General features: G+C 45.8%; 21 protein-coding genes. 12 read left to right on the plus strand and 9 right to left on the minus strand.

Features of this window, described 5'->3' with window-relative positions; translation table 11 throughout:
• Positions 1-2: 2 nt before the first annotated feature.
• Positions 3-989, minus strand: a complete 987-nt coding sequence (locus NFI80_RS14005) for a hypothetical protein (RefSeq protein ID WP_235162667.1) — start codon at positions 987-989, stop codon at positions 3-5.
• Between the two features lie 169 nt (positions 990-1,158).
• Between NFI80_RS14005 and NFI80_RS14010 the strand changes: the two genes are divergently transcribed.
• Complete coding sequence (locus NFI80_RS14010) at positions 1,159-1,419, plus strand: helix-turn-helix domain-containing protein (protein ID WP_235162666.1); 261 nt, start codon at positions 1,159-1,161, stop codon at positions 1,417-1,419.
• A 96-nt stretch (positions 1,420-1,515) separates the two neighbouring features.
• Here the strand turns inward: NFI80_RS14010 and NFI80_RS14015 are convergent, their stop codons facing one another.
• Positions 1,516-3,639, minus strand: a complete 2,124-nt coding sequence (locus tag NFI80_RS14015; protein WP_235162665.1) for a carboxy terminal-processing peptidase — start codon at positions 3,637-3,639, stop codon at positions 1,516-1,518.
• A 13-nt stretch (positions 3,640-3,652) separates the two neighbouring features.
• Positions 3,653-4,411, minus strand: coding sequence for a BamJ family beta-barrel-assembly machinery protein (gene bamJ, locus NFI80_RS14020; RefSeq protein ID WP_235162664.1), 759 nt, complete (start codon positions 4,409-4,411; stop codon positions 3,653-3,655).
• A gap of 290 nt (positions 4,412-4,701) precedes the next feature.
• On the opposite strand from bamJ, the gene atpA reads away from it, so the two are divergent.
• The 6 genes from atpA to galU all read left to right on the plus strand — a co-directional run bounded on the left by atpA (position 4,702) and on the right by galU (position 10,810).
• Complete coding sequence (gene atpA / locus NFI80_RS14025) at positions 4,702-6,279, plus strand: F0F1 ATP synthase subunit alpha (protein WP_233795383.1); 1,578 nt, start codon at positions 4,702-4,704, stop codon at positions 6,277-6,279.
• Between the two features lie 6 nt (positions 6,280-6,285).
• Complete coding sequence (gene atpG / locus NFI80_RS14030) at positions 6,286-7,170, plus strand: ATP synthase F1 subunit gamma (protein ID WP_026630626.1); 885 nt, start codon at positions 6,286-6,288, stop codon at positions 7,168-7,170.
• Between the two features lie 128 nt (positions 7,171-7,298).
• The gene (locus tag NFI80_RS14035; RefSeq protein WP_235157491.1) at positions 7,299-8,033 is read left to right on the plus strand and encodes an outer membrane lipoprotein-sorting protein; all 735 of its coding nucleotides are present in this window, start codon (positions 7,299-7,301) and stop codon (positions 8,031-8,033) included.
• A 124-nt stretch (positions 8,034-8,157) separates the two neighbouring features.
• A complete protein-coding gene (locus NFI80_RS14040) occupies positions 8,158-8,685 on the plus strand; it encodes a YceI family protein (protein ID WP_235162663.1) in 528 nt (175 codons plus the stop codon).
• Between the two features lie 153 nt (positions 8,686-8,838).
• Positions 8,839-9,834 carry a mevalonate kinase family protein gene (locus NFI80_RS14045; RefSeq protein ID WP_233795379.1) on the plus strand — a complete coding sequence of 332 codons (996 nt, stop codon included), beginning with the start codon at positions 8,839-8,841 and terminating at the stop codon, positions 9,832-9,834.
• A 112-nt stretch (positions 9,835-9,946) separates the two neighbouring features.
• Positions 9,947-10,810 (plus strand): UTP--glucose-1-phosphate uridylyltransferase GalU, encoded by an 864-nt coding sequence (gene galU, locus NFI80_RS14050; RefSeq protein ID WP_026630622.1) that lies wholly within the window; start codon positions 9,947-9,949, stop codon positions 10,808-10,810.
• A 170-nt stretch (positions 10,811-10,980) separates the two neighbouring features.
• Here galU and NFI80_RS14055 read toward each other — a convergent pair whose 3' ends face one another.
• Together NFI80_RS14055 and NFI80_RS14060 are read right to left on the minus strand one after the other, a co-directional pair.
• Positions 10,981-11,373 carry a hypothetical protein gene (locus NFI80_RS14055; RefSeq protein ID WP_235162662.1) on the minus strand — a complete coding sequence of 131 codons (393 nt, stop codon included), beginning with the start codon at positions 11,371-11,373 and terminating at the stop codon, positions 10,981-10,983.
• Between the two features lie 65 nt (positions 11,374-11,438).
• Positions 11,439-12,731 carry a hemolysin family protein gene (locus NFI80_RS14060; RefSeq protein ID WP_235162661.1) on the minus strand — a complete coding sequence of 431 codons (1,293 nt, stop codon included), beginning with the start codon at positions 12,729-12,731 and terminating at the stop codon, positions 11,439-11,441.
• A 216-nt stretch (positions 12,732-12,947) separates the two neighbouring features.
• Between NFI80_RS14060 and NFI80_RS14065 the strand changes: the two genes are divergently transcribed.
• From NFI80_RS14065 to NFI80_RS14075, 3 genes are all read left to right on the plus strand, one after another.
• Positions 12,948-16,391: a DUF7133 domain-containing protein gene (locus tag NFI80_RS14065; RefSeq protein ID WP_235162660.1), complete on the plus strand. Its 3,444-nt coding sequence runs from the start codon at positions 12,948-12,950 to the stop codon at positions 16,389-16,391.
• A gap of 86 nt (positions 16,392-16,477) precedes the next feature.
• Positions 16,478-17,524 (plus strand): hypothetical protein, encoded by a 1,047-nt coding sequence (locus NFI80_RS14070; protein ID WP_235162659.1) that lies wholly within the window; start codon positions 16,478-16,480, stop codon positions 17,522-17,524.
• A complete protein-coding gene (locus NFI80_RS14075; protein WP_235162658.1) occupies positions 17,521-17,862 on the plus strand; it encodes a DUF6984 family protein in 342 nt (113 codons plus the stop codon). Before NFI80_RS14070 ends, NFI80_RS14075 begins: the two co-directional genes overlap by 4 nt.
• A 12-nt stretch (positions 17,863-17,874) precedes the next feature.
• On the opposite strand, the gene NFI80_RS14080 is transcribed toward NFI80_RS14075, so the two are convergent.
• Together NFI80_RS14080 and arfB are read right to left on the minus strand one after the other, a co-directional pair.
• Complete coding sequence (locus NFI80_RS14080) at positions 17,875-19,116, minus strand: MFS transporter (protein ID WP_235162657.1); 1,242 nt, start codon at positions 19,114-19,116, stop codon at positions 17,875-17,877.
• A gap of 34 nt (positions 19,117-19,150) precedes the next feature.
• Complete coding sequence (gene arfB, locus NFI80_RS14085) at positions 19,151-19,558, minus strand: alternative ribosome rescue aminoacyl-tRNA hydrolase ArfB (protein ID WP_235162656.1); 408 nt, start codon at positions 19,556-19,558, stop codon at positions 19,151-19,153.
• Positions 19,559-19,861: 303 nt separating this feature from the next.
• On the opposite strand from arfB, the gene NFI80_RS14090 reads away from it, so the two are divergent.
• Positions 19,862-21,217, plus strand: coding sequence for a DUF6600 domain-containing protein (locus NFI80_RS14090; protein ID WP_233795371.1), 1,356 nt, complete (start codon positions 19,862-19,864; stop codon positions 21,215-21,217).
• A gap of 95 nt (positions 21,218-21,312) precedes the next feature.
• Positions 21,313-22,332, plus strand: coding sequence for a GntR family transcriptional regulator (locus NFI80_RS14095; RefSeq protein ID WP_233795370.1), 1,020 nt, complete (start codon positions 21,313-21,315; stop codon positions 22,330-22,332).
• Between the two features lie 308 nt (positions 22,333-22,640).
• On the opposite strand, the gene NFI80_RS14100 is transcribed toward NFI80_RS14095, so the two are convergent.
• On the minus strand, positions 22,641-23,924 hold the full coding sequence (locus NFI80_RS14100) for a sugar isomerase (RefSeq protein ID WP_235162655.1): 1,284 nt from the start codon (positions 23,922-23,924) through the stop codon (positions 22,641-22,643).
• A gap of 127 nt (positions 23,925-24,051) precedes the next feature.
• Positions 24,052-26,175, minus strand: a complete 2,124-nt coding sequence (locus NFI80_RS14105) for a bifunctional aldolase/short-chain dehydrogenase (protein WP_233795368.1) — start codon at positions 26,173-26,175, stop codon at positions 24,052-24,054.
• Positions 26,176-26,407: the final 232 nt, after the last annotated feature.

Genomic DNA, 26,407 nt, shown 5'->3' on the forward strand with positions numbered 1-26,407 from the left:
GATCACCTTACTCGACGAATATTAAACAAAGTATTTCCAGGATCGTTGGTGCGGTCTACGCCATACCCATGCACATATGAACCGTGGGTAATGACATTGGTGACCCAATCAACTGAATAAAGCTGGTTAGCATTGTTCTTATTCTCATCGTCTGTTTTGAATGTTCCCATACCCGCGGCTCCTCCTACAACCGGGGAAGTAAATGTGCCGAATACTCCATAAGAAAAACCCAGATCAGGGAATTCTGCAGATTGATTTACACCAGGCGTATCTTTTCCTGCAATGGCCCAGAATTGTAGGTTAATTCCCTGACTATTTATCGTGCCAGGCCCCAGGTTACCATCGTACAGTGTGTTTGCATTATTATTGTCCTCATTGTCAAAATACACATTCCAAACTCGAGGTTCCATAAACATCGTCTTGCTATTGCCTAATCGTACCAGCAAATACTGTGTTGACTTATTTAAAGTCATGAAGGTGAAAGCACCACCCCAAACGGAACATAAAGTATGTATGCCGTTGCCATTCCCATTCACATACCAGGATCCGGTCCAGCCAGACTTTGCTGAATTGCCGTTGTCTTGATTGTCCATCAAGAACTTGATTTTCGTTGTACCTGCAGGGCATGCTTCATTCATTGGTATCACTCCCACGGGGTAGGCTTCTGAAAAATCACTAGACTCGTTGTACCTGGATTCAAACTGTTTTTGATAAGCCAGAAGTCTTGATTTAACAGATGCCATAATTAATGGCGAAGCCTGAGTTTCTAGTTCTTTCGGCCCGCCAGTTTCTATTTTTAGCTCTCCCTCAGTATAAGCTGTTTCTATCTTTTCTATGACCCTCGTGATGGAGGCTTCATCCGTTCCTGAGGCATTTGTGGCTTCAAGGTTGGAGTTAGGAGTAATTTCGTCTTGACATGCTTGCAAGAGCAAAAGGGTGAACAGAAAGGAAAATAGAAATACCCAATTTCTGAAAATGTGTGATAGCATGGGCCACGATGTTTAGTTTTAAATAACTCTACAAAGAGAGACATCTAATTCCCATCGAGCAAAAATATCTGGTTGTATAGTACGCCTCAGTTGGTTGTATTTTACAACTTGGCAGTCGGGAGAATTAATCATATTTTGCGCTCACCTTAACACACTAAAATTTAATAATATGCCCGCCTTCAGTGAGAAAATTCGTGCTGTCAGAATGATGAAAGGGATTAAACAATCGGAGCTTGCTTCTTTTTTGAATGTCAGACAGCAATCTATCAGCAAATTGGAAAACGATAAAACCAACATCAGTGGCGAACTAGCTGAAAAGGTTGCGAACTATTTAGGCTTTCGCAGTAAGGAAGAAATGGAGCTCTTCTACGAAAAGCACATTCTCAAACACCGTCAGAAGAATGCAGAGGCAAATCATGGGTATATATGAATGACATCAAATGTTAGATTCAAAATTGGTCGAACTTGATAAACTAAAAGAGCCCGAACCATTACTGGTTCAGGCTCTCACATTCTATTAAAACAATTACTTCTTCTTAGTCCCTGCCAAACTCGGCTCTTTCGATATTACGATCAAGTCGGCTAGCATCCGGCTGGTTTCGGTTAGATAAATGTCTTTCTTTTTCTTAACCTCTTTCGGAGCTTCAACGGCTTTGCCATCTTCTTCCTCCTCTTCGCCATCAGCATTGTCCTCGCCAAGTTGCTTCATAGCAAGCCTTTTTTTCTCCGCTTCGGCACGTTCAACTTTACGTTTTGATTCTTGCAAGGAAACGATCTTGTTTTCTCGCGCTTCTTTAAAATCGTTAAGTGTTTTAACCAAAGTTTTCAACTCTTCGTCCGTTTTCAAACGCTGGTTGTATTTGCCTTTGAGCTGGTCAACCACTTTTGCATTAATGTTGTTGGTTGGCTCGTAGCGCGAAGATGCGATTTGATCCCAAGGCAATGCGCTTGGCTGAGAACCTTCGCCGAATTCGTTTACTTTAAATGCAGTTGGCAATTCCAGATCAGGCATTACACCTTTAAGCTGCGTGCTGCTTCCGTTGATTCTGTAAAATTTAGCAACTGTAAGCTTCACTTGTCCCAACTGGTCTGTTTCTTTCGGAACCCACTGGTTCAGGTCGATCAATGTTTGAACGGTTCCTTTACCGTAAGTTTGCTCTCCAACAATAATTCCACGTTTGTAATCCTGAATGGCTGCTGCAAAAATTTCTGATGCAGAAGCACTGAAACGGTTCACCATCACAGCCATAGGGCCGTCATAAGCAATGGTTGGATCATTATCAGACTGAACTTCAACTTCTCCCTGTCCTTCCTTAACCTGAACCACCGGTCCTCTGTTGATGAACAAACCTGTCAATGAAACCGCCTCTGTCAATGAACCACCACCGTTGTTTCTCAGGTCAATTACAATACCGTCGACATTAGAAGTCTGCAGCTCAGTAATCAGCTTTTGAACATCGCGTGTTGTGCTTGAAAACTCCTTCTCCTTATGTTGCGCGCCTTCAAAGTCGCGGTAGAATAGCGGAATGTCGATTACACCAATTTTGTATTCTTTGTTGGCGTTATTAACTGAAACGATCTCACTTTTCGCGCGTTGCTCTTCCAATTTGATCTTCTCACGCACCAACCTGTATTCTTTTGGAGGTGTTCCTGAAATCGCATCTGCGGAGATAACTTGAAGCCTTACCACAGTCGATTTTGGCCCTTTGATCAGTTTCACTGCGTCATCCACAAACCAGCCTACGATATCCACCATTTTACCTTCATCTCCCTGGGCAACGGCAATAATCTTATCTTCCTTTTTAAGCTGTTTTCCTTTAAATGCAGGACCGCCGGGGATTACTTCTACGATTTTGATATAATTATCTTCCTCACGAAGCAATGCGCCGATTCCTTCCAGCGACTGGCTCATTTCCTGCTTGAAACGGTCCGCAGAAGTTGGTGCCATGTAACTTGTATGCGGGTCCATAGACTCAGCATAAGCATTCATGAACATTTGGAAAACCTGCTCGGTACGAATGCGGCCCAATGCACGGTCACGGTTTTTATAACGGTCCTTCAATGTTGAAATAACGGCCGTATCCGCTTTGCCCGACAACTTCAAATCCAGCGCTTCGCTTTTCAGATACTTGCGCCATGTGTCGTTCAGTTCGTCCGTACTCTTAGCCCATGCCGCTTTTTCACGGTCGGTGTTCATAGACTCGTCTGCCGTGAAATCAAATGGTTTCTCCTCTTTCAGAAGTCCCTGAATGTAATCGCTTCTTTCCTTATAACGTTTTCTGAAAACATTATACATGGCAAAAGGCACATCCAATTCTCTCTTTTGAAGATAGTCATCAAACGAATTTTTGTATTTATCAAAATCGGCTAAATCGCTGGCCAGATAATACAACTTGCCATGATCAATGCCGTCAATGTACTTATCAAAAATCGCTTGTGAAAGCGAATCGCTGAGCCTGGTCTTTCTGTAATGATAACTAGAGAGAATCCTGGTTGTCAGCTCCTCAGCTTTAAACTGAGCAGGAATAGGCTTGATATCCTCGTCCATTGACACCTCTGCGGCTGGTATAATTGCCGCTTTTTCCTGAACAGGCCCCTTCTGCCAGCCCAGTAATACTACCGGAATAAGCGTGATTAAGTACTTTTTCATTGTTGAACGTTTGCTATTTAACAATCTCTAATAATTCAACCTCAAACACCAGCGCTGAATAAGCCGGGATCTGAGGGCCTGCTGCACGTTCACCATAAGCAAGTTGATAAGGAATAAATAACTTCCATTTTGAACCAACCGGCATAAGCTGTAACGCTTCTGTCCACCCTTTGATCACACCATTAACCGGAAACTCCACGGGCTCGCCTCTTTCTACCGAACTGTCAAAAACCGTTCCATTGGTTAAAGTGCCGTGATAATGGGTTTTCACTTTATCGGTTGCCGCAGGCTTAGGGCCTTCGCCCGCCTTAATGATCTGATATTGAAGACCACTTTCTGTTGTAACAACCCCTTCTTTCTTCTTATTTTCTTCCAGGAATTTCTCTCCTTCTACTCTGAACACAGCTCCTTTTTCTTCAGTTAATTTTTGAAAATATTCACCGATAAATTTATTGGCATCTTCCGGCGTAAATGCTGTTTTACCGCCTTTGAGCGAAGCATTGATGGTTTTTGTTAAAACCTCCGTATTAATGTCCGAAATTCCCTGAGAATTTAATGAATTTGAAAAGCTTACGCCAATGGCAGCCGACAAAGAATCCATCTTATTTTTGAGTACGGCAGGCGTTGCTGCTGCTTTTACTGGTGTGCTCGGAGCCTTCTTCACTGTCGCTGCCGGTTTTGTTGTCTTTTTGATAGTCTGTGCTTCGCTTCCTGTTGTTACCAAAACTCCTGCAACTAAGGCCGCTAAAATGGTTTTTTCTAATTTGTACATTACGCTGTAAGGATGGTCGATTAGTTATATAAATGGATTTGTAAGTGCTATTAACGAACTCAATTACAACAAAAACACAAATAGTACCTAAAAAAGTTTTAAAAATGTTCATTATGAAGGATAAACGGCGAAATCAGGATCGGCTGGGCGGTTGCGTCGCGAGCCTTGGAAAAATCTAATTTTTAGTGATAGGTTTTACCCGAAACATTCTTTTTATACTAAAATAAAACGCTACCTTTGCGGCAGTTTTCAAAAACTTACTACTATACTTTTAATAAGTCAATTATACTATGGTATCTGTTAGACCGGATGAAGTTTCGGCCATCCTGCGCGAACAACTTGCAGGAGCTAAATCAGAAGCAGAACTCGAAGAAGTAGGAACAGTCCTTCAGGTTGGCGACGGTGTTGCCCGCATTTATGGCCTTTCCCAGGTGCAGGCAGGTGAGCTGCTTGTTTTCGAGAACGGCCTTAAAGCCCTCGCGCTTAACCTCGAGGAAGACAACGTCGGAGCCGTGTTGCTGGGTGATTTTAGCGACATCAAGGAAGGAGCCACCGTGAAGCGAACCAAAGAAATCGCTTCTGTAAAGGTTGGAGACGGAATTATAGGCCGCGTTGTAAATACACTCGCTGAACCAATCGACGGGAATGGTCCGTTGACAGGTGACCTTTACGAAATGCCACTTGAGCGTAAAGCTCCCGGGGTTATTTTCCGTCAACCTGTAACTGAACCTCTTCAGACTGGTATCAAGGCAATCGACGCAATGATCCCCATCGGCCGCGGCCAGCGGGAATTGATCATCGGTGACCGCCAGACTGGTAAGACGGCAGTTGCTATTGATACAATTATCAATCAAAAAGAATATTTCGACAAAGGCGAACCTGTATTCTGTATCTACGTTGCCTGCGGACAAAAAGCTTCAACCATCAAAGGAATTGAAGCAACACTTCGCCGCTACGGAGCCATGGACTACACGGTAATCGTTGCTGCCGGTGCATCAGATCCTTCTCCAATGCAATTCTACGCGCCATTTACAGGTGCAGCGATTGGAGAATTCTTCCGGGACACAGGCCGTCCTGCTTTGGTTATCTATGATGACCTTTCGAAGCAAGCGGTTTCTTATCGTGAAGTTTCCCTGCTTCTTCGCCGCCCTCCGGGACGTGAAGCTTATCCAGGTGACGTATTTTATCTGCACAGCCGCCTTTTGGAGCGTGCAGCGAAAATCATCGCGGATGATACAATCGCAAGAAACATGAACGACCTTCCTCCTTCATTGAAAGGAATCGTTAAAGGTGGTGGTTCATTAACAGCGCTTCCGATTATCGAAACACAAGCGGGAGACGTTTCTGCATATATTCCAACGAACGTAATTTCGATTACGGACGGACAGATCTTCCTTGAATCCAACTTGTTTAACTCTGGTATCCGTCCTGCAATCAATGTGGGTATTTCGGTATCCCGTGTAGGTGGTAATGCGCAGATCAAGTCGATGAAGAAGGTTTCAGGAACATTGAAGCTGGATCAGGCGCAATTCCGTGAATTGGAAGCGTTTGCGAAATTCGGTTCGGATCTTGATGCGGCTACAAAACTGGCCATTGACAGAGGCCGCCGTAACCAGGAGGTTTTGAAACAACCTCAATATTCTCCGGTTCCTGTTGAACAGCAAGTAGCAACAGTTTACGCTTCTACAAAAGGTCTGCTTGACTTGGTTGACGTGAACCGTGTGAAGGAGTTTGAAAAAGATTTCCTTACCGTTCTGACTACTCAGCATAAAGACACTTTATCGGCATTGCGTGCTGGTAAACTGGACAACAGCGTAACCGACGTAGTTGAAAAAGTTGCGCGTGAAGTTGCTGTAAAATATCGTTAATAAAATATGGCGAGCTTAAAAGAAGTCCGTAACCGGATCGTATCCGTTAATTCAACGCAGCAAATCACCAAGGCCATGAAAATGGTTGCAGCTGCAAAGTTGCGCAGGGCTCAGGATAACATCATGCAGATGCGTCCTTATGCTCAGAAGCTGGGTGATATGCTTACAACAGTTTCTTCCGGTGCAGAAAGTGCGGTGGATAGTCCTTTGAAAACGGTTCGTCCGGTTGAAAAGGTGCTTATCGTGGTTGTTACTTCTGACCGTGGATTGTGTGGTGCTTTCAATACGAATATTGTGAAAGCAACATTGCTGTTGATCGAGACAAAATATGCTGCGCAGGCGGCAAGAGGAAATGTAGAAATCTTTGCCATTGGTAAAAAAGGCGCCGAATCCCTTGCTAAAAGAGGTTTTGTAGTGAATAAAACTTACATGGACCTTTTCGGCAGATTGAACTTTGTGGCTGTTAAACAGGCCGCAGAAGAAATCATGAAAGCGTTTTCAGACGGTCAATACGATGCGGTGGATCTGGTTTATAACGAATTTAAAAACGTTGCAACCCAAATCATTCACACAGACCGTTATCTGCCGATTGCAACAGAAGATAAAACAACAAGAACAAAAACAGCTGAGGTTAACTACATTTTCGAACCAACTGAGGAGGAGATTCTTGCCGAATTGATCCCAAAGTCATTGAAAATTCAGCTTTACCGTTCCGTTTTAGAATCAAATGCTTCGGAACAAGGCGCTCGTATGACAGCAATGGATAAGGCGACAGAGAATGCTCAGGAGCTTTTGAAAGAACTGAAATTGGTTTACAACCGTACGCGTCAGGCGGCGATTACAACTGAGATCCTTGAAATTGTCGGCGGAGCAGAAGCTTTGAAGAACTAAGAGGACTTAGAAATATATTTTATACAAACGGGCGGATTTGATAATCCGTCCGTTTTTTTTTCTGAATCTTGCCAAACTCACAATATAGAGGCACGTTAAGAGTTCCAATTAAAACAAACGAACATTTCATGTTAAGATCAACTTTTTCCAAATCGCTGATTGCCATCCTAATGCTGGGAGCAACGCATATAACCTTTGCCCAGACCGTTGATGAGGTCATCGACAAGCACATAAAAGCAATGGGCGGCGCAGACAAACTTGCCAAACTGCAAAGTGTGAAAATTGCAGCAGAGATGGAGGTCATGAACATGAAAGTGCCGATCAGCACGATCATTGTGCAGGACAAAGGCTTCCGAAGCGAAACAACTGTGCAGGGAATGACCGTTGTACAGGCAATCAATGGCAATACGGGCTGGACAATCAATCCGATGGCCGGACAAACCACGGCAACCGCATTGCCGGAAGAATCGGTGAAGGCCATGTCAACCGAAACTGACCTAACGGGTCTATACAACTATAAGCAGAAAGGTTACACACTTACGCTCGATGGTGAGGAAGATCTTGCAGGAGCAAAAGTTTACAAAGTGTCGATGGCGCTGAAAAACGGAACGAAGCGTACGAACTACATTTCCAAAGACACGTTCTACATTCTTAAAATGATCGTTGCTACAACGATCAACGGACAGGAAGTCACTTCGGAGAATACACAGTCGGACTTCCGTCAGGTGGACGGCGTAACCTACCCTTTCACTTCCGAAGTTACAACATCGGCCATGCCGGGCGCGGCAATGGTGTTAAAAATCAGTTCACTTGAAGTGAATCCGAAAATAGATCCCACGATTTTCGAAATGCCGAAACAATAGAAAAGCTTGTACATCATTTGAATCCCGGATAAAAAATATCCGGGATTTTTTTTACACTTCTGAACTAATACTTAAATTTACATGTATATACATTAAATGTAAAAACATTAAATACGATATAGATATGGCTACTACAACATGGGTAATTGATCCAACGCATTCAGAAGTTCAGTTTAAAGTTAAACACTTGGTTATCTCAACTGTAACCGGCGCATTTAAAACATTCGAAGGTTCGGTAGAAACTGAAACAGAAGATTTTGAAGGTGCAACCGTTCTGTTTTCGGCAGACATTAACAGCATCGACACTAACCAGGCACAACGCGACGAGCATTTGAAATCAGCAGATTTCTTCGATGCAGCGAACCACCCTAAACTGACTATCAAAGGAACATTAGCCAAAAAAGGCGATGAAAGCTATACTTTGAAAGGCGATCTTACTGTGAAAGACGTAACCAAGCCGGTTGAATTTGCTGTTGAATACGGTGGTAACATGACCGATTTTTACGGAAACAATAAATCAGGATTTGAAATAACTGGTAAAATCAACCGTAAAGAATTCGGCCTTGAATGGAGCGCTGTAACGGAAGCAGGCGGCGTGGTTGTAGGTGACGATGTGAAACTGATCGCTAACATCCAGGTTGTAAAGCAATAAGATATTATAGTAAACCATTCCTGTTGAAGCGTGGGCGAGCAATCGTCCCGCTTTTTTTATGCCCTCCCATTCTGAATAATTGCAGGCATATCAGGGCAAAATCGCATTGTATCGTCATTAAGTTATTACTTTTGGCTAAAAAAGAATTCTACCTTGATAATTGAAACTCGTGCATATGCCCGCGCCGGGCTGCTAGGCAATCCTTCTGATGGTTTTTTTGGGAAAACGATATCCATTTCTGTCAGAAATTTTGGCGCTTCCATTTCACTGTATGAATCCCCTGAACTCCATATTGAATCGGAGCCGCAGGATGAGAGCACATTTCGCAGCATTTTTCACTTGCGCGACACGGTTAGCATGCTGGGTTACAATGGTGGGATTCCGCTGATTAAAGCGGGGATCAAGAAATTCGGGGATTACTGCGAAGACAACGGCATCCGGCTTCCTAACCGGAATTTCACTGTTCGTTACCGGTCTTCCATTCCGCGTCAGGTTGGCATGTCAGGTTCAAGCGCAATCGTGGTTGCATTGTTCCGCGCGCTGATGCAGTTTTACAAGGTTGAAATTCCGAAGGAAATCCTTCCGCAGCTCGTCATGGTGACCGAAACCGAAGAACTCGGCATTACAGCCGGGTTACAGGACCGCGTGATCCAATGTTATGAAGGCTGTGTTTATATGGATTTTGACAAAGAACTCATCGACCGTCAAGGTTATGGACTTTACGAACGGATAGATCCAGCTTTGCTTCCCAAATTATATGTAGCTTATAACACCAACCTCAGCAAAGTTTCCGGCAAGGTGCACAGCGATGTCAGGACACGTTTTGACCGCGGAGAGACCGACGTAATTGATGTCCTGGGACAGATTGCGAAAAAAGCAGCGGATGGTCGCGAAGCCCTCATCGAGGGTCGTGCGCACGATCTCCATCAGTTAATGAATGAGAATTTTGATTTGCGCTGCAAAATTTACAATGTGCCCGAGTCCAACAAAAGGCTGATCAATGCAGCCCGTTCCTGCGGCGCATCTGCGAAATTCGCGGGATCCGGCGGAACGATCATCGGCATTTATCATGATGACGATATGCTGAACCAGCTTTTTGTAGAGCTTAAAAAGCATAATGCGCGGGTGATTAAGCCGTTCGTGGTTTAGGCCACCGGTGATCCGCCGTTACCTTCAAAAGACTTCATTAAAAAAGATATATTTACCAATTAACACCAAAGATGCCGAAGGCTGAATGCTAACGGCCGAAAGCCAACATCATATGATTCGTAAAGCTGTAATTCCTGCTGCCGGACTTGGAACCCGTTTTCTACCTGCAACCAAATCGATGCCTAAAGAAATGCTTCCTATTATCGACATTCCTACGATCCAGTATGTGGTTCAGGAGGCGGTTGATTCCGGCATTGAGGACATTCTGATTATTTCAGGAAAAGGAAAACGAGCCATCGAAGACCATTTCGACCGGAATGTTGAACTTGAAAGCCGTTTGGAAGAGAAGGAAGACTTGATGTGGTTCAATGAAATGCGCCGCCTGGCCGACATGGCCAATGTGCATTTTGTAAGACAAAAAGAAGCCAACGGATTAGGGGACGCAATTTACTATGCACGTCACCACGTTGGTAATGAGCCGTTTGCTGTACTTCTGGGCGATACAATCATGGATTCTGTAATCCCGGTTACCCAACAGTTAATGGACACTTACGAGCAGTTTGGCGGCTCAGTCATCGCGGTGGAAGAAGTTGATCCCAAGAAAGTAAACCGCTACGGAATTGTAGGCGGAACATCATTAAGCGACACCATCATGGAATTGAGCGCGCTGGTCGAAAAGCCAGCCATCGAAGTCGCACCATCCAACCTCGCCATTGCAGGCCGCTACATTCTGACTCCGGAAATTTTCAATACAATCGAGCAAACACCAAAGGGCAAAAACAACGAAATCCAGCTAACTGATTCATTGTTACTCCTTCTCAAACGCGAAAACATCTACGCGCACCGCATAGAAGGCAAACGCCACGACATAGGAGATAAACTGGATTACCTGAAAACAACGGTTGAGTTTGCATTGAAAAGGAAAGAATTCGCCGAACCGTTCAGGCAGTTTTTGATTGATATCTTGAATAAGTAGGGAGTTGCTTTTTTCTAGCCCTGTCAGCCTGAGCGGAGCCGAAGGCGCGTTACCCAGGAGTAGCGCGCCTTCGGCTCCGCTCAGGCTGACAGGGCCTTCGACCGCCCGCGGCCCGGTCCGCTTAGGCTGACAGGGCCTTTCGACCGCCCGGCGACCTGACAAGCCAGTGACTACTTCACCTCATAATCAATCCGAACCACTCTTCTCCCCTTTGCATCCACTGCGCCGATTGAAATATCGGTAATGTTCCTGCTGTTTGTCCTGATCTCCGTCTCTGCTCGTTTTGCGTTCTTTTCCCTTCTGCCATTTAAAATATAAGTAACACTGTCTTTGGGATAGCCGAAAACGTCAAACCCGTGGTCGGTGAGAATGCTGCGCTTAATGGAATTGTATTTACCGGTTTCGGGAATTGCGGAAGTTGGGCTAACCTGAATGCTTTGGGGCGCTACGAAGTCGTAAATTTCAGATTTGTTGCCTCTGATCTGTTCATAAGTAGGGAAAGAATCCTTCTTTTTTGTTTGAGCGAAAGCAGGACCAGACGCTGTAAGAAATAATACAATCAAACATATACCGGCCTGTTTCATAACATTGTCAGATTGGAGAGTTATTGAATCTCAACAAATAATAATCAGTCATCAAACACAGTGATTTTTACCTGCGATATGGTTGCCCGCTGCTTTTTTAGAATGGTGAATTCGAAATGTTTGGTTTTAAGTTTTTCACCAATAGCCGGAATTCTGCCGAATTTGTAGATCAGATAACCGGCCAGCGTTTCGTAATCACTTTCCTTTGAAATATCGTGTGGCAGTTTGTCATTAATATCCGTGATCGATGCTGAACCTAATACTGTATATGTATTGTCGCTTTCGTTCTTCACTATGGGAATCTCATTGTCGTACTCATCCTGAATTTCCCCAACCAGCTCTTCCAGGATATCTTCCATCGTCACAATGCCATCAACACCGCCATACTCATCAATAATCACCGCCATTTGCTGCCTGCTGAGCTGAAAATCCCGCAATAATGCACCGATCGGTTTGGACTCGTGAACCGTAGAAATGGGCCTGATAAGCTCAGTAAGCACGATTTCTTTTCCCTGCCTCATTCTTAAAAGCAGATCTTTCAAGTGCAGCACGCCCACAATCTGGTCCAGTGTATCTTCGTAAACCGGGATTCTGGAATAGCCTTCCTCAATGACTTTTTCAAGCTTTGCCTCATCAAAGTCGTTGATATCAATGCCAAAAACCTGCGGCCGTGGAATCATGATCTGTTTGGCGATCCGTTCGGAAAAATTGAATGCGTTTTTAATCAGATCATAGTCTGCCGCTTCGATCATGCCGCTATCCTTCTGCTGCTGAACCAGATAACGCAACTCATCGCTGCTATGCACTTCGCTCCCGTGCGAAGGTGTGATGCCCACTCCTTTAAGAATAAAGTTAGCAATGCCATTCAGCATCCATACAACCGGCCTGAAAACAAGATAGAATCCATGCAACGGATACGAAAGGAATAAAGTAGTTGCCTCGGGGCGTTGTATCGCAATGGATTTAGGCGCCAGCTCACCAAAAACAATGTGCAGCACCGTGATAATGGCGAAAGCGGCCGGCAAAGCGATCTGATGCGCCAGCTCAGGTTCCAGTGAAATCCCCACCAGTTCCATTCCCCCGATCAGTATCTTAGAGACAACCGGCTCCCCTATCCAACCCAAACCAAGACTTGCCAGTGTTATTCCAAATTGCGTAGCAGCCAGATATCCATCCAGATTAGCAACGATTTTTTTTGATAAAACGGCCATTGGATTCCCCTCCTGCGCTTTTTGCTCCAATTGCGAGGCTCGGATTTTCACAATCGCAAATTCCGCAGCCACAAAAAAGCCATTTAACAAGACGAGTACTAATGTTATTAAAACCTGGATAGCCATTCAAGATGAGTTTTTGAAAAAAGGGTAATGAACTGCATGTTATGAAAAAATTATTCCAAATAATACAGCAGGGCACATAAGCGTGCAACCTGAATTGTTTTAATATTGTATTGAATGCGTTTTTGACAGTATAATGACTGGTGTAGCGCCTCTTTAATTTTCATTTATTCTGACTAAACAAGATTATAACTAAATCCTGAATAAGGAACTGCCTCAATGATTTCCAAGAAACATTTACGAAAACCATTATTTCTTCTTGCTGCCACGGGCGTTGTCGTGGTCTCTTGCATGAAAATGTCGCCGACTGGCTCCAAAACGGGTGTTACGTCGAAGACAAACAGCACAGCTGTTATCATTAAAGAGGATGCAGCGACAGGTAAAGCACGCGCCAAAGAAATCCGTGACAAAACGGTCGTTAAGCTTGCTGACGGCCTCAAACTCGATCTTTGGGCATCAGATTCCCTTGCACCGGACCCGGTTGCAATATCTGTTGACGATCAGGGAAGGGTTTATTTGAACAGAACGAACCGTCAGAAAAATTCAGAGTTTGACATTCGGGGTCACCGGAACTGGATGACCGCTTCTATTGCCTTGCAGACCGTGGAAGAGCGCCGCGCTTTTCTTCGCAGCACCTTTGCGCCTGAGAAAAGCAAGGAAAACAGCTGGCTGAAAGACCTGAATGGCGACGGAAGCCATGACTGGAAAGATCTAGCCGTAGAAAAAGATGAAGTTTGGCGCATAGAAGACACTGATAATGATGGCATTGCCGATGTTTCCATGCGGATTCTGGACGATTTCTTTGAGGAAGTTTCCGACGTTGCCGGTGGTGTCCTGATTCGCGCGAAGGATGCATTCGTTGCAATTGCTCCGGATCTATGGAGACTGACAGATACAAACGGTGACGGCGTTTTGGACCAAAAAACCTCCATTAGCCACGGTTATGGCGTCCACATTGGCTTTGGGGGTCACGGAATGTCTAACCCGATTGAAGGACCGGACGGTAAAATTTACTGGAACATCGGAGACATTGGCGCCAACATTACCACAGCCGAAGGCGTGAAACACGAGCATCCAAACTCGGGAATCATTGCCCGTTCCAACCCTGATGGAAGTGATTTTGAGGTTTTTGCGCATGGTTTGAGAAACACGCATGAATTTGTCTTCGACGAATACGGAAACCTGATCAGCTCGGATAACGATGGTGACCATCCCGGCGAAAGTGAGCGTTTGGTCCATGTTGTGGAAGGCTCTGACGCAGGTTGGAGGTCGAACTGGCAATACGGAAAATATACGGATCCTAAGAACAACAGTTATAAAGTTTGGATGGATGAACAATTGTATAAACCGCGTTGGGATGGCCAGGCGGCATACATTATCCCGCCCATTCAAAATTTCCATAACGGTCCGACGGGTATGCAATACAACCCGGGGACAGCATTGGGATCAGCTTGGAAAAATAAATTCTTCCTGGTTGAGTTCGTGGGTAACCCTGCTCGTTCACCGATTTGGGCATTTGGCTTGAAGCCGAAAGGTGCGTCATTCGTATTGGATGGAGAGAAAAATATTCTGAACGGAATCCTGCCCACGGGCATTCGCTTCGGGCCGGATGGTGCTTTGTACGTGGCTGACTGGATCAATGGTTGGGATACAAAAAATTACGGAAGGGTTTGGAAACTGGATGTTTCTGATGACAAAAATGACCTGAAAGAGCTGCGCACGGTGACAAAACGCCTTATGCAACTGGACTACACCAAGCAAACGGATGATATGCTGTTGACCTTATTGGGCAACCAGGATATGCGTATCCGCCAGAAAGCGCAGTTTGAACTGGCAACGCACGGCGCAAAAGGTGCAGCCGTTCTGAGCAAAGCCATTGCGCAAACAGGCAATCAGCTGGAAAGAATTCACGGTATTTGGGGAATGGGCCAATTGGCGCGTCAGGACAAAGCCTATGCGAATGTGCTGATGACATTGCTGAAAGATTCGGATGAAGAAATTTCGGTTCAAGCTGCGAAAGTGCTCGGCGACGCGAAAATCGCCGAAGCTGGCCCCATGCTTATCCCTATGCTTGCATCAAAGAACCCAAGAATGCAGTTCTTCGGAGCGCAGGCGCTCGGACGCATTGCTGACAAACAAGCCGTTGCGCCACTTTTGGCAATGATAAAAACCAATAATGATCAGGATGTTTATTTAAGACATGCCGCCGTGCTTGCATTGTCCCGGATTGGTGAGGTTGAACCGATCGTAGCCTTGTCATCCAGCCCTGAAAAATCGCTCAGGACTGCCGCCGTGCTTGTTTTAAGACGACTGCGTAATGAAAAAGTTAGCGTGTTTTTGCAGGATAAAGATGAATACATTGTAACCGAGGCAGCTCGTGCGATCAATGACGACTTGTCTATTCCTGCTTCCCTGCCTGCATTAGCAGCGCTTTTGCAACAGAAAAGATTCACTTCCGAGCCATTACTGAGAAGAGCGATAAATGCTTCCCTGCGCGTTGGAACAAATGACCAGCTCGATAATCTCATTGCTTTTGCACAACGGAAAGATGTAGACAAAGACGTCCGCACTGAGGCTTTGGCAGCATTGGGAACCTGGGCCAGCCCATCCGTTATGGATCGCGTGGATGGTCGTTACAGAGGGATTGTGGAACGTGATCCAGCGCTTGTGAAGTCGAAAGTTCAGCCGGTTGTTGCAGGCCTGCTGAATGACAACGACGCAGGCACATTGATCGCAGCTGCGCAAATGGTAACAAACCTGGGAATGTCTGAAAACAATGCTGCTTTGGCAAAGATCCTGAGCACGCATAAGGACGCGAAAGTAAGAACCGCCATGCTTGTCGCGCTGAACGAACTGAAATATTCGGATATGGAAACGGCGATGAAGCTCGGTATGACCGATACAGATGCGGATGTGCGCACAGCGGCATTGGGAATGGCAGGAAGCGTAAATATGTCAAAAGAAGCATTGACCGACATTTCGAAAAGCATTTTTGAAAAAGGAAGTGTAAAGGAACAACAGCAAATGTTACGTGTTTTGGGCACGATCCCTGTGGCTAAAACACAAGGTATTTTTGAAGATCTGATCGGTAAGATGTCAGACAAGAAATTGCCACAGAGCCTTGCATTGGATCTTTCGGAGGCAGTTGACTCTACCAAGTCCGAAGCGCTGATCGCGAAACTGGCTCCGCTGCGCACGACTGGAATGACCGTTGCTGACTACCAGGATGCGCTTTTTGGTGGAAATGCGCAGTTGGGCAGAAGATATTTTATGACCAATTCGGCTGCGGAATGCGTGCGGTGCCATTCTATCGGCGGCCAGGGCGGCGAAGTTGGTCCTAACCTTTCCAACATTGGCAATGTGCTTTCAAGAGATCAAATATTACAAGCGCTGATCGAGCCAAGCGCACGGCTTTCGCCCGGATTCGGAATGGTTATGCTTACATTGAAAGACGGCACATCCGCCGCGGGAATCCTGACCCAGGAAAGCGACCACGAACTGGTCCTGAAAACGTCAGAAGCCGAACCATTAAAAATCGCAACCGCAAGGATCGCCAAACGCGACAACGTCCCATCCAGCATGCCCCCCATGGGCACAATCATGTCCAAAAGAGAAATCAGGGATATGGTCGAGTTTTTGTCGGGATTGAAAAGCGGGAGATAAGAGTAAGAAAGTCCGGGTTATGAAATTGGCCCGGACTTTTTATCAAAAATCCATTGCACAATTTCAGTTCATCAACGTTCGCATTAATGGAATTAGATAAGAAGGAGGCGGAGGCGGTTAGTAAGGCTATTCAGCATTGGCAGGAGAGCAATAAGATTTCCGGGGAATTGGCGGAGGAATTGCGGAACAGTTATCAGTTGCGTAATGCCAATGTGGATGCGATCGCTATTTACGCGCTGATTTCGGCTGTTTCGTGTGGATTGCTGGCATTTGGTGCTTTGGTGCTTGATGAAAAGTGGCTGGAACAACTGCGTAACAAATGGGGCTTTTCGGAAACCATTTTTGGGATTGGCTTTACTGCACTGGCGGCCTTATTTATTTATCTGGCCAAAAGAAGACAAACCAAATATCCCGCTTCAAAAGCAAGCAATGAAACCTACAACATTACCATCATCCTCACCATTGGCGTCGCAATCACTTATTGGACGCGCAGTTTTACCAATTTTGACGGAAATTATGCCATTCCACTGCTCATAGCAACCGTTGTTTACGGTGGCGTGGCGGTTTTCCTCCGTTCTACATTGCTATGGACGGTGATGATCATTTCACTGGCAGGCTGGTGGGGCGCTCAGACACATTTTTGGTCCGGTGGCAGTTACCGGTTTCTGGGAATGAATTATCCGTTGCGGATGACCGTTTTCGGACTGGCTATCTGGTTATTTTCTATTGGTTTCCAAAGGCTTAAACTCCTGCCATTCTTTCAGGAAACAACTTACTCCATTGGCCTTTTCCTTTTTCTGCTGGCTGCATGGACACTATCCATTTTTGGAAATTACGATGACCTGAGCGGTTGGACGGCGATTAAGCAGAGTTATTTCTGGTATTGGGCGCTGGGTTTCAGTATCATGCTTGCCCTATTGCTTGTTTACGCGTTTCAGAACAAATTGGAAACATTGCGGGACCTGGGACTGGTGTTTTTCCTGGTTAATATTTATACAAGATATTTTGAATATTTCTGGGACAGGACCAACAAAGGGATTTTCTTTGCCGTTCTCGCGCTGTCATTCTGGTTTGTAGGAAAAAAAGCCGAGCAGTTGAGAAATAAAAACAGCATATCAAAAGCGGATTCATGAGCAGCATCAGGCCCATCAGACAAAACGAAATTGACCTCATACATTTTCTGCTCCAAACATTAAACCTCGACCCAAAGGATTTCCCTATCAACAATGATGTGGACGAATATGAGGGTGGAAAAATGGGCAGCATTAGTTTGGGTGGCAATGTGGATGCTTATGAAGGCGATTTGATCCAGGCGGAGTATGTCGACAGCGACGGCACACCGGTTGTTATTACACTTACGAAAGACACTCAAAATCACCTCCTCGACCTCGACTTCTGGAAAGTAGATTTTTCAAAACTAATCGACTACCCGCGGCCAGATCAGCTGATATTTTCACAAAAAGCAGAGTAAAAACGTTCGCTTTCAGACCTCTTCGTAATCCAGTTCCTTTCCGTAAGTTTCTTCCATTTGCCAGAGCGAAAGCAGCGCAAGCCCGAAGCAAACGGCACCAACGATTGCACCCGAACTCAAAACGCCCCAGCCCGGCTTTAAAAGCTGGAAAACAGGCAATGTAATCAGGACCGTTGCCCTTACATTATTAGCAACAGAGGTTGTTACGGTCGCCCGCAGGTTGGTCCCGAATTGTTCTGCAGTTGTGGTCAGGAACATGGCAATGTAGCCGATTGAGAATCCGAGCCATACATAACAAGCATAAAGCATTGTAGTCGATTCGATCCCGCCATACAGCAGCCACACCACCCCGGCTAGCGTCATTGACATCATTAGAAGAATTGCCTTTCTCCTGGATTGCAGCCATTGACTTAAAATCCCACTAAAAAAATCACCGGTTACCACGCCAATGTAGGTGTAAAGCACGCACGATGCTGCTTGTACGTCGGCGGTAATGCCCAGCGCTTTCGCAAATTCGTTTCCAAAAGTGGAATAAATTCCAATGACCATATAAGTAGGCAGCCCGATTCCCATGCAGCGGATATAGCGCACAAACCGCGACCAGCTCGTAAAAATCGTCCACCACGGAACGGACTTGCTTCCTCGGTTTTCTATGCTTTTATTGAAAATAACGGATTCCAGCACATTAATCCGTAAACCCAGGAGTATAAGCCCCATTCCTCCTCCTATGAAATAGGCGATGCGCCAATCCGTCAGTTTTACTGCAAAAAATGCCGCGATAGCACCGGCCAGTCCTACGCTGGCAACTACGGATGCGCCATAGCCACGCAGCTCTTTTGGTAAGATTTCGGCAATGAGCGTAATGCCTGCGCCAAGCTCTCCGGCCAGTCCTAACCCTGCAATAAATCTCAAAAATGAGTACAACTCAACATTATTGGCAAAACCACATGCAATGTTCGCCAGCGAATAAGTAAAAATAGATCCAAATAAAACTGACCTCCGGCCCAGCTTATCGCCCAATATGCCCCACATAAAGCCGCCAATGAGCAAGCCTGCCTGCTGCCAGTTGTAAATGTTGGCGCCTATGCGGGAAATCTCCTCTTCCGACAACCCAAGATCTTTCAGGCTGGGCACACGGACAATGTTAAACAACAGCAGGTCATACACATCCACAAAGTAACCCAGCGAGGCAACGATAACGGGAATGGTCAGAACGGCACTTAATTTAGGCTGAGCAGGATTGATGGCATTCATTTGGATAAAATGAGGAATTGGCGACGCCGGGAATCTATTCTTCGAATGACTTTTTACGTAATGATTTAATGCTGGAATTCCGCTGCTTCGTTTGCAGCCTGTCCAGTTTCGAAGCAAGCGTAGGCCGCGTAGCACGTCGGCTTTTTTGTACGGTGAATGCTTTTTTGATCAGATCGTTAAACTTGGCTATAATTTTATCCTTATTGGCCAGCTGCGAACGCTCGGTCTGATGATACAGGATGAGAACCTGCTCGTTGGTAAGCTTATTGGCGAGCTTTTCGATCAATGTATGTTTTTGCTCGTCGGTAAGTTGTTGTGAATTTTTAATATCAAATCTCAGCTCCACTTTTGTTTCGACTTTATTCACATTCTGCCCTCCTTTTCCTCCGCTGCGCGCAGTTTGAAAGACCAGTTCGTTGTGTAAAATTTCAGGGTTGACCATTGGCTGACTGAAAATATTGTTAATGTGTTGTTAATGTTGACGATGGCGGATAGGGCTAAATTAGTTTACAATTGTCTTACAGTCAGCAAACGGCAATTGAAATCTTTTATAATAGACAAATAAAGCATTAATAATCAATTACTTAATTTCCTTATTTAACAACAAAGCTGGAATCCGAATGTTACTCTGTTGAAACGTGGATTGTTTATACCGATTGCGGCGTTTTACAGCGTTTAAACCAAAACCAAAATAGTGTGTCTTACCTACGATTTAAATAAAGAAAAACAACTAATCCATATAGCCATGAAAATCATGCGAAAACTTCGGATAATGGGCCTGATCTTGCTTTTGCTCGGCGGTGTTTCCATATCTAGCAAGACACAGGCCCAGCCCGGAGTTAACATTTCTTTTCAAACATTCTATGAGGAGCTATCTCCTTACGGACGATGGGTCCGGACGCCGCAATATGGCTCCGTTTGGGTACCAGATGCACCATCCGGCTTCCAGCCCTACTCCACTGCGGGATACTGGGAAGTGACCGAATATGGCAATACCTGGGTTTCGGAATACGACTGGGGCTGGGCGCCATTTCACTACGGCCGCTGGTCTTTTGATGATTATAATGGCTGGTTCTGGATTCCGGGTTATGAATGGGGCCCGGCATGGGTTAACTGGCGTTCCGGTGGCGGATACTATGGCTGGGCACCGTTGGGTCCTGGTATGCAAGTGAACATTTCGGTGAATCTGCCTTCTTTCTGGTGGGTTTTCGTCCCGCAACGTTACATTACGAGCCCGCGCTGGCATTCGTACTGCGCTCCGCGCAACCGCGTTTCGCATTATTATGGCAGAACGACCATTATCAACAACTACTATTATAATAACAACAGAACCTACGCTTACGGCCCGAGACGTGATGAAATTGAGCGTGTAACCAGAAGAAGTGTTTCCGTTCGTGAAATTGATATGCGGAACAGGGGACGTGTGGTTGTTGCGGGCAATAGCCGTGGCAATGACAGATACGACAACAGCCGCGGTTATAACGACCGCAGCAGCAGATATAACGATGCGAATCGCCGCGGATCAACCATCGACGCAGGTTCATCGGACCGGAGCAGCAGAGGCAATGGCAGAAACCCCGGATATGAGGCCAACCGCAGTGATAATAACAGCCGCAGCAATCGCGAGTACGAAGCGCCAACCCGTGCGGAGCGAGTTCCCAACCGTGACGTGCCTGACAATGGCCCGGAAAGAAGCAGCCGGTCGGAACGTGGTAATGAGCCGGTAAATCCCGGCGGAAACAGAGAATCTTACGAAGTGCCTGCAACAAGACCAAGCCGTTCGGAAAGAGGATCGTATGAAGCTCCGGCTCAACGCGAAAGTCGTCAGCAAAGCGGTTCCTATGAAGCGCCTGTTCAACGTGAAAGCCGTTCCAACAGAGGTTCCTATGAAGCGCCTGTCCAACGCGAAAGCCGTTCCAACAGAGGTTCCTATGAAGCGCCTGTCCAACGCGAAAGCCGCTCAGACCGTGGTTCATCCGAAAGAGGTTCTTATGAATCCAGAGGCAGCGCGCCTGATGCGCGTTCTTCACAGGGAAGTTCCGAAAGAGGCTCACGGGGCGGCGGCGGTGCTTCGGATAGAAGCAGCAGAGGGCCAAGATAAATTTTAAAAGCCTAATAAAACAGCCGGGTAAGAAAGTAGTTTTCTTGCCCGGCTGTTTTTAATTTATAGTTACCCTGCATTTAAATACCGTTTTAATGGAAATACAGTTTGATATCGAGTTTAAGGAAAGTGCGCCAAAATACATGCAGATCATTAAGTCGCTGTTGCAGGCGATTAGTAAGGGGAAACTAAAACGTGGCGATAAAATTCCTTCGATCAATCAGTTAAGTGAAGAGTATCTGCTTTCCCGGGACACTGTTGAAAAGGCATACAAACATTTGATCAAAGACGGTGTACTCATTTCCGTTCGGGGCAAAGGTTATTTTATCAACCGAGTCGACATTGAGACATCGGTGCGTATTCTGCTGGTTTTTAACAAAATAAGCAACTATAAGAAGCAGATTTACAATGCTTTTGTGGAGAATGTCGGCCGCAACGTGAATGTTGACCTGCATATCCATCACTCTAATGCCAACATTTTCAAAAATCTGATAAAAAACAGCCTGGGTGAATACGATTACTATGTGATCATGCCGCATTTCTACGAAAAAGCGGAAGAGGCCATTGAAGCTTTAAAAATGATCCCGCCTGAGAAGCTGATTTTGTTGGATAAAGACATTGAACTGAACAGTAAAAAGCATTCTTCTGTCTTCCAAAACTTCGAAAAAGATATCGTTTATGCGTTAAATGAGGCCGTTGACTTATTGAAAGTTTACAAAAAACTGATCCTCATTTTTCCAACCATCATTCGCTATCCCAAAGAAATCATCAAAGGTTTCCGGATCTTCTGCATCCAACACGAGTTCGAACACGAAATTATGTACGATTTTCATGAGAACAGCACGGCAGTAAAAGATACGGCCTACGTGGTCATTGAAGAAAATGACCTGGTTAATCTGATCAAAAAATGCCGCGAACAGCAGCTGACGATTGGGAAGGACATCGGCATTATTTCCTATAATGAAACGCCGTTGAAGGAAATTCTGCTGGACGGGATTACGACCATTTCAACCGATCATGAGCAGATGGGGAAGACTGCTGCCGAGCTGATTACGGAAAATAGAAGGGCAGTTGTAAAGAACCCGTTTACCTTGATTCGGAGGAAGTCGCTTTGAGGTGTTTGCTTGTTGGGAGCATTGGGGACGCACTTCGGCTCCGCTCAGTGTGACAGGGCGTTGGGGACGTGCCTTCGACCGTCCGGTGGCCCGGGCCGCTCAGGTCGACAGGGCGTATTTGCCAGCTAACTGCTTGTTATTGTCAACGTCCAACTTGGACTGCAATGCCCTGTCACACTGAGCGGAGCCGAAGTGCGTCCCCAACGCTCCCCCCAACCCGAAGTGAAGCCCAGCCCTATCACACTGAGCGTACCGGGCCGCCCGGCGGCCGAAGTGCAAGCACGACGGCTCCGCTAACCAAAACGCTATCACAACCCAGTCGCCACAGTCACTCTCCCCCGCTCATTCATCAATTCATTCCTAACTTTCAAATCCCGGAACAACCCAATCGGATCAAGCGATCCGCCGCTCATTCGCATGGATTCACGAACCAATGGACGGACGTCTGTCCTAAAAGCATTTTGCAATATTTGCTGAGCGAGGACGACGTCGTTTTGCATTCTGGCTTGTTCCAGTTTGTTGCGGTCCACGAGCAATGCCTGTGCGTATGATATCAAAATGGCTTCAACCGATTGCAGCAGATCTTCCAACGGATCCTTTACATTATGGCTTGCGTCGATCATCCAGGCGTACGTGTCTGCTGCGCGGTTGGCACGTTTCATGCCTTCTACCAGTTCTACAAAAATCAGGAACAACATATAAGGACGAATGCTGCCTACCGTCAAGTCGTCGTCGCCATATTTAGAATCGTTGAAATGGAAACCTGCCAAACGGCCCTCCATCATGAGTGTGGCTACGATTTGTTCAATGTTCGCATTAGGCAAATGGTGTCCTAAGTCAACCAGGACATCTGCTTTTGGCCCTAATTTTTGGCAGAATAGCAGGGAACTGCCCCAATCCTGAATTACGGTCGAATAGAAGTTCGGCTCATAGGCTTTATATTCCACATAAACTTTCCAATCCGCCGGCAATGCGGCGTAAATTTCCTGTAAAGATTCCAGCGTATTTTGAAATGCTCTTACAAAATTAGATTGTCCAGGAAAACACGATCCGTCTGAAAGCCAGATTGATAGCGATTTTGATCCGAGGTCTTTGCCATATCTGATCACTTCAATGTTGTGCTCAACAGCCTGTTTCCTAACCGCCGGATCCACATGAGAAAGTGACCCAAACTTGTAGGAATGCGCCTGATCTTTCTGATCCTGGAATGTATTGGAATTAACTGCATCAAATTTCAGATCGAGTGAATTTGCAAGGCTGATAATGGACTCTGCCTGCTGAGGGATATCCCACGGAATATGCAGCGAAATGGATCCGCTCGAACGATTCAATGCATGTAACAGACCTACATCCTCCACTTTCTCTTCCAGCGAACGCGGCTCTCCTCCGCCCGAAAAACGTCCAAAACGCGTCCCGCCCGTGCCTAACGCCCAGCTTGGAATGGCAACTTGAAATGCTTTCAGAGCATTGATAATTTCGTTTGAATTAATGTCCTGCTCGCCCAGCTGCTCGTTCAGGAAGTTGAGCTGGCCGTTATGGCGCGACAATATGCTGTCGTTATGCTGGTCTATCTGATATTGGTCGATTTTCATTTTTGTCAAAATTCAAAAGACTTCCCAAGTTGTAAAAACTCAGGAAGTCTGATTTAAAATTCTTGAAATGTAAGATTATTGTAAACATTTCCGCGACTTTAAAGTCGCGGAAATAGTTTGTCCTTTGCTATCTTAGGAATGCTGCGGGAACACCGCCGTCCACGTTGATTACGTTTCCGGTGCTTTTGTTTAATAAGCCGCTTACGAAGATATAAACGCCGTTAGCGATGTCTTCTGTGTGGATTTCTGCATTCAGTACTGTCCTTTTTGCGTAATAGGCAGGCAATTCGGCTACACTGATGCCATAAGCTTTCGCACGTCCTGCTGCCCAGCCGCTTTCCCATATTTTGCTTCCTGCAATCACAGCATCGGGATTCACAACGTTCACACGGATTTTATCAGGTCCCAATTCTGCTGCCAAAAGGCGCGACATATGCTGCTGAGCCGCTTTTGCCGTTCCATAAGCCACATTGTTAGGGCCCGAAACGATTCCGTTTTTGCTGGCAATGTTAATGATATCACCGCCCAATCCCTGCTGACGCATGATAGCAACCGCTTCCTGAGAAACCAGGAATTGGCCTTTTACCAAAACATCCTGCAAAATATCCCAATCCTTAATGGTCGTTTCTGCCAGAGGTTTTGAAATGGATAAACCTGCACAGTTTACAATAATATCCACGCCGCCGTATTTCAATTTCGTGGTATGAAGCGCAGCTTTGATCTGATCCACTTCCAGCACATTTGCTATGGTAGTTGCAGAAAAGTCTTTGCCAAATTTCGCATCGAATTCCGCTTTGGTTTCTGCCAATGCTTTTTCATCAATATCTGAAATCACCACGCAGGCGCCTTCTTGCAACAATTTTAATGCAATAGCTTTTCCTATCCCGCCTGAACCGCCAGTAACAACCGCAATCTTGCGTGATACAGACTTTTCCTTTGGCATACGCTGTAATTTAGCCTCTTCCAGAAGCCAGTATTCAATGTCAAATGCTTCTTGCTCAGGCAATGAGACGTAAGAAGAGATCGCTTCCGCACCTTTCATTACATTGATTGCATTGATATAGAACTCAGCCGCAACACGAGCCGTTTGTTTGTCCTTCGCAAAAGAGAACATGCCCACGCCCGGTAACAGGATAATGACCGGATTAGGGTCACGGACAGCAGGGCTGTTATCATGCTTGCAACGGTCGTAGTATGCCTGGTAATCAACACGGTAAGCTTCAAACTGAGGACGGATCTGATCCAGGATTTCCTGGTCTGTTGCGCCGAGTTTTTCAAATGGAAAATCCAGAACCAACGGACGTATTTTCGTGCGAAGGAAGTGGTCCGGGCAGCTTGTGCCTAATGGTGCAAGTTTATCAAGATCATGGCTGCCGATGAATTCAAGCACGCGCGCGTCATCTGTAAAATGACCGATCATGGCTTGTTGTTCGGAAGCTAATCCGCGCAGGTAAGGGGCCAGTTTGCCGGCTATTTCTGAGCGACGTGTTTCAGGCTCACTTTCCAGGCGCTGGCCTCCGAAAACCGGACGGCTTTTGCCATAATGCTCATTCAGATATTCCGATGCTTTTTCAATTGTATCCAGCGTATTGATATAAGATTCGTAAGCCGTATCACCCCAGGTAAACAGGCCGTGACCGCCCAATACGATTCCGCGTATGCCCGGATTCTCTGCCAGTGCCTGTTCCAGTTTTAATCCAAGATCAAAACCGGGACGTTGCCAGGGCACCCAAGCCAGTTCCCCGTTGAACAGTTCTCTGGTAATAGCCTCTCCTTCTTTGGATGCAGCAATAGCGATTAATGCATCCGGGTGCAGGTGATCAATGTGCTTAAAGGGCAATAAGCCGTGTAAAGGCGTATCTATGGAAGGCGCTTTGGATTTAAGATCGTAAATGCAATGGTTGAAAAGCTCCACCATTTCATCCTCAAATTCCAGTCCGCGGTAAATGTTTTTCAGATTGTGCAGGCGATCCTGATAAAGTCCAGCCAGGCCGCTTCTTGTTAAAGTGCCAATGTCGCCACCAGAACCTTTGATCCACATTACTTCAACCGGGTTACCGGTCAGCGGATCTTTTTCGATGGTTTTACAACTTGTGTTACCACCCGCGTAATTAGTAAGACGGAGGTCTGCACCCAACAAATTGGAACGGTACAAAAGAAGTGCTACCTGATCATCACCAAGCGAGGCCGCTTTGCTTTCATCCCATAAATAGCTAACATACCTGTACTGGCTTACATTAGAACTGCTCATATATTCTTAGTTGATTAATTATCATTTTTGAGGAAAGTGATTCCAATTTCTGAAAGGGCATCACTTCATGAATACTACTCTGTAACTGTCACAAGATTAGAAAACTTACCAATTCCCACCGTCCTGTTGTATCCTGCATGTAGAAATAAATTGAGAAATAATGGGAGATTAAGAAGTTAGCCGAAAACAAGAATGGTCCGAACCATGCTTTCATAGTTCAGACCATTTTAAG

The organism is Dyadobacter chenhuakuii (genome assembly GCF_023821985.2).
Lineage (GTDB): Bacteria > Bacteroidota > Bacteroidia > Cytophagales > Spirosomataceae > Dyadobacter > Dyadobacter chenhuakuii.

Bases quoted from the DNA above. Each gene is read 5' to 3' on its own strand.
- NFI80_RS14090 (WP_233795371.1), top strand. From the start codon at position 19,862: ATGAAAATCATGCGAAAACTTCGGATAATGGGCCTGATCTTGCTTTTG.
- atpA (WP_233795383.1), top strand. From the start codon at position 4,702: ATGGTATCTGTTAGACCGGATGAAGTTTCGGCCATCCTGCGCGAACAA.
- arfB (WP_235162656.1), bottom strand. From the start codon at position 19,558: ATGGTCAACCCTGAAATTTTACACAACGAACTGGTCTTTCAAACTGCG.
- NFI80_RS14100 (WP_235162655.1), bottom strand. From the start codon at position 23,924: ATGAAAATCGACCAATATCAGATAGACCAGCATAACGACAGCATATTG.
- NFI80_RS14080 (WP_235162657.1), bottom strand. From the start codon at position 19,116: ATGAATGCCATCAATCCTGCTCAGCCTAAATTAAGTGCCGTTCTGACC.
- NFI80_RS14035 (WP_235157491.1), top strand. From the start codon at position 7,299: ATGTTAAGATCAACTTTTTCCAAATCGCTGATTGCCATCCTAATGCTG.
- NFI80_RS14095 (WP_233795370.1), top strand. From the start codon at position 21,313: ATGGAAATACAGTTTGATATCGAGTTTAAGGAAAGTGCGCCAAAATAC.
- atpG (WP_026630626.1), top strand. From the start codon at position 6,286: ATGGCGAGCTTAAAAGAAGTCCGTAACCGGATCGTATCCGTTAATTCA.
- bamJ (WP_235162664.1), bottom strand. From the start codon at position 4,411: ATGTACAAATTAGAAAAAACCATTTTAGCGGCCTTAGTTGCAGGAGTT.
- NFI80_RS14005 (WP_235162667.1), bottom strand. From the start codon at position 989: ATGCTATCACACATTTTCAGAAATTGGGTATTTCTATTTTCCTTTCTG.
- galU (WP_026630622.1), top strand. From the start codon at position 9,947: ATGATTCGTAAAGCTGTAATTCCTGCTGCCGGACTTGGAACCCGTTTT.
- NFI80_RS14065 (WP_235162660.1), top strand. From the start codon at position 12,948: ATGATTTCCAAGAAACATTTACGAAAACCATTATTTCTTCTTGCTGCC.
- NFI80_RS14060 (WP_235162661.1), bottom strand. From the start codon at position 12,731: ATGGCTATCCAGGTTTTAATAACATTAGTACTCGTCTTGTTAAATGGC.
- NFI80_RS14040 (WP_235162663.1), top strand. From the start codon at position 8,158: ATGGCTACTACAACATGGGTAATTGATCCAACGCATTCAGAAGTTCAG.
- NFI80_RS14010 (WP_235162666.1), top strand. From the start codon at position 1,159: ATGCCCGCCTTCAGTGAGAAAATTCGTGCTGTCAGAATGATGAAAGGG.
- NFI80_RS14070 (WP_235162659.1), top strand. From the start codon at position 16,478: ATGGAATTAGATAAGAAGGAGGCGGAGGCGGTTAGTAAGGCTATTCAG.
- NFI80_RS14015 (WP_235162665.1), bottom strand. From the start codon at position 3,639: ATGAAAAAGTACTTAATCACGCTTATTCCGGTAGTATTACTGGGCTGG.
- NFI80_RS14105 (WP_233795368.1), bottom strand. From the start codon at position 26,175: ATGAGCAGTTCTAATGTAAGCCAGTACAGGTATGTTAGCTATTTATGG.
- NFI80_RS14075 (WP_235162658.1), top strand. From the start codon at position 17,521: ATGAGCAGCATCAGGCCCATCAGACAAAACGAAATTGACCTCATACAT.